The sequence below is a fragment of the Haladaptatus sp. genome (genome assembly GCF_049589095.1).
In the GTDB taxonomy this organism is placed as follows: domain Archaea; phylum Halobacteriota; class Halobacteria; order Halobacteriales; family Haladaptataceae; genus Haladaptatus.
In genome coordinates this window covers 1-3,080 of sequence record NZ_JBAWAC010000390.1, presented here as the reverse complement: position 1 = coordinate 3,080, position 3,080 = coordinate 1, and the positions used below count along the sequence as shown (strand labels likewise).

The window sequence follows — 3,080 nt, the reverse complement described above, 5'->3', positions numbered from 1 at the left end:
GTACATACCCAATGGATTACACACTCACTGCGCTTGCGTTGCTGACCGGACTGCTGACCGGCGCGCTGTTCAAGTTCGTCGGCGTTCCGATTCCCGCCCCGCCCGAACTACCGGGCATCATGGGCATCGTCGGGATTTACCTCGGCTACAAAATCGTCGATGCGACCGGTTGGAGTCTCAATCTCGTCCTCACGACGCTCGGATTCGCGGGATAACATCTAACGGTATTCGTAGTCGAGTCAGCTTCGAACGGTCGTGCGATTCGTGAACCTCGCACCAGAACCGTACCCATCACAACGCCAAGCGAACCTCCTATCCTACCGTATCGATCGGTCCTCGAAAGCGCGGAACGGGTACCTTTTTCCTCCGGCACTCGAAGAACCATCATGAACCTTTCAGCGGAACAGCGGGCCATTCAGGACGTGGTTCGGGAGTTCGCCGTGGAAGAGATCCGACCGACGGCAGGGGAGTGCGACGAGAAGCAGGAGTTCCCCGAGGGCGTCTGGAACGGACTCGCCGAACTCGACATGATGGGGATGACGGTGCCGGAGGAGTACGGCGGGTTGGACGTCGGGAAGTTGACGTACAGCGTCGTCAACGAGGAAGTCGCCTACGGCGCGCTGTCGGTCGCAACCGCGCTGTCGGTGCACTGTCTGGCGACGTCCTGTCTCTCGGAGTTCGGCAGCGAGGGGATCAAGGAGCGGTGGCTTCCCGAGATGGCGAAGGGTCGCCCGGTCGGCGCGTTCGCGCTGTCGGAACCCGAGGCGGGATCGAACCCGGCGGAGATGTCCACCGAAGCGCGTCGGGAAGGTGACGAGTACGTCATCAACGGCAAGAAACAGTGGATCACGAACGGCAAGCGCGCCGACGTGGTCGTCCTGTTCGCCAAGACGGACCGCGACGACCCGCGGAGCGTCACGCAGTTCGTCGTCCCGAAGGACGCCGGTATCGAGGTCGGAAAGAAGGAGGAGAAACTCGGCCTGCGAGCGAGCGACACGACGAGTCTCATCTTCGACGACGTCCGGATTCCCGCCGAAAATCGACTGACCGAGGAAGGAAAGGGACTGTCGGCGGCGTTCCACATCCTGACGGGTGGCCGCATCGGCATCGCCAGTCAAGCGGTCGGCCTGTCGCAGGCGGCGCTCGACCAAGCCGTCGAGTATTCCCAAGAGCGCGAGCAGTTCGACCGACCGATCGCGGACATCCAGACCATCCGGCACAAACTGGCGGACATGCAGACGAAGTTGCAGGCCGGACGACTGCTGACCCGCGATGCGGCCCGCCTCGCGGACGCCGGTGAGGACCACGCGACGGCCGCGAGCATGGCGAAACTCTTCGCCAGCGAGTCCGCCGTCGACATCACGAACGAAGCGGTCCAGATTCACGGCGGCTACGGCTACACGACGGACTTCGACGTGGAACGGTTCTACCGCGATTCGAAGATCACGACCATCTACGAGGGAACGTCCGAAATCCAGAAGAAGGTCATCGCGCGCGACCTGCTCGGCTGAGAACGACTGGACAAATCGAGCGACGAACGTCTTCCATACCCGTCGATGTCCGAACATGGACTTACTTCTCATTGCGTTAGCCCCCAACCGAAGTCCATTTGCCACCACCACACATACCGGTGACCGTGAGAGATGACGTTTCGGCGGTCGTGTACGACTTGGATGGGACGCTCGTGGACCTCATCGTAAACTGGAAACGGGTCGCGGTGGACGTCGCCGCGGTGCTGGACGACCACGGTGTCGATGCGAGTAACGTCGACCTCTGGGCGATGCTGGATTTGGCCGACGAAGCGAACGTCCGCGATGCAGTCGAGGCGGTCATCGGCGACCACGAGTGTACCGGTGCTCGGCGTTCGACGCGACTTCCCCACGCCGACGAACTGCTTCGACGTGAGGTGCCCGTCGGCGTCTGCTCGCTGAACTGCGAGGCATCCTGTCACGTGAGCCTCGAAACGCACGAACTCGCCGACGCGGTCGATGCCGTGATCGGCCGTGATTCGGTCCCGACACGAAAACCGGACCCTGAGCCGCTTTTGGCGACCCTTCACGCGTTGGATGTCGACGGTCCCGCACTCTTCATCGGTGACTCCCCCCGCGACGAACTGACTGCGAAGCGGGCGGATGTGGCCTTCGAGTACGTGTAGATTCTTCGAGAAGCAGAGTCTCTTCGACTGCGCGGCGGTTACTCGTTGAGCGCGAGGGTGTTTCTGACGAGGTTCGAGTGCCCTCGGCGGAGTTTTTCGGAGATGGATTGGTGAGTCACGCCGAGCGAATCGGCGAGGTCCGTCGCCGACGCGTTTCGCGGTACCGAGTAGTAGCCCGTATCGTACGCGAGTTGGAGCGTCCGCCGTTGGCTCTCGGTGAGGCCGTATCGTCCCGTCCGACCCTTCGAGAACTCGTGGATGTTCTGTAAGTCGAGGTCGATCCCTCGACGGCGGCAGTACTCGTGGGTGCGGGTGACGGCATCGTGCTCGCTGAACAGCAACTGGAGGTACCACGTATCGTCCTTTCCGCTGGCGGTCAACACCGTCCCGTTCTCCTCGACGAGGATTTGGGTCAACAATTCGATGTCCTTGATCCACTCGAGTCGGTAGAGGGATTCGGCCTCGAATCCCCCAATCAACTGGAAATCGCGGACGCTCTCGTCCGCTTCGAACGCGGTTTCGACTCCCAGACGGTCGTCGGTTCCGGCCCAGACGAAGGGCATGAACTGGTTCCGATTGTAGGCGACTACCTGTTCGATGTCGAATCGAACCGTATCGAGTGCATCGAGTGTTTTTCCCAGGGCGAACTCATCGGCGGGAAACGCCACCTCGGCTATCGTTCCCGTCATGGCCCTTTCTCAGGAGTTCTAGTTAATACCGTTATTGGCCGCTAAACTATAGATATCCAAAATGAGGTGGGAGAAAAAGCCGGAGGGGAAGCAGCGAACGGGAAAAACACCCCGGTACCATACATATCCTAAATTTCCCAAAAATAGCGCCTTTTCGTTTGGAAATGCGTATCACTGTATATCATTGGTTAAAATCACGTTTCGGGGGTCTGATAGGCACGAGCGTAGAGAAACAC

4 protein-coding genes are annotated in these 3,080 nt (G+C 60.3%); 3 read left to right on the top strand and 1 reads right to left on the bottom strand.

Annotated elements, in window-relative coordinates; translation table 11 throughout:
- Positions 1-11: 11 nt before the first annotated feature.
- From WBV42_RS12235 to WBV42_RS12225, 3 genes are all read left to right on the top strand, one after another.
- Positions 12-215, top strand: coding sequence for a XapX domain-containing protein (locus WBV42_RS12235; protein ID WP_423986284.1), 204 nt, complete (start codon positions 12-14; stop codon positions 213-215).
- 171 nt (positions 216-386) lie between these two features.
- Positions 387-1,511 (top strand): acyl-CoA dehydrogenase family protein, encoded by a 1,125-nt coding sequence (locus WBV42_RS12230; protein WP_423986283.1) that lies wholly within the window; start codon positions 387-389, stop codon positions 1,509-1,511.
- Positions 1,512-1,636: 125 nt separating this feature from the next.
- Positions 1,637-2,155 carry an HAD family hydrolase gene (locus WBV42_RS12225; RefSeq protein WP_423986282.1) on the top strand — a complete coding sequence of 173 codons (519 nt, stop codon included), beginning with the start codon at positions 1,637-1,639 and terminating at the stop codon, positions 2,153-2,155.
- A gap of 38 nt (positions 2,156-2,193) precedes the next feature.
- Here WBV42_RS12225 and WBV42_RS12220 read toward each other — a convergent pair whose 3' ends face one another.
- A complete protein-coding gene (locus tag WBV42_RS12220; protein ID WP_423986281.1) occupies positions 2,194-2,844 on the bottom strand; it encodes a helix-turn-helix domain-containing protein in 651 nt (216 codons plus the stop codon).
- Positions 2,845-3,080: the final 236 nt, after the last annotated feature.

Bases quoted from the DNA above. Each gene is read 5' to 3' on its own strand.
- WBV42_RS12230 (WP_423986283.1), top strand. From the start codon at position 387: ATGAACCTTTCAGCGGAACAGCGGGCCATTCAGGACGTGGTTCGGGAG.
- WBV42_RS12235 (WP_423986284.1), top strand. From the start codon at position 12: ATGGATTACACACTCACTGCGCTTGCGTTGCTGACCGGACTGCTGACC.
- WBV42_RS12220 (WP_423986281.1), bottom strand. From the start codon at position 2,844: ATGACGGGAACGATAGCCGAGGTGGCGTTTCCCGCCGATGAGTTCGCC.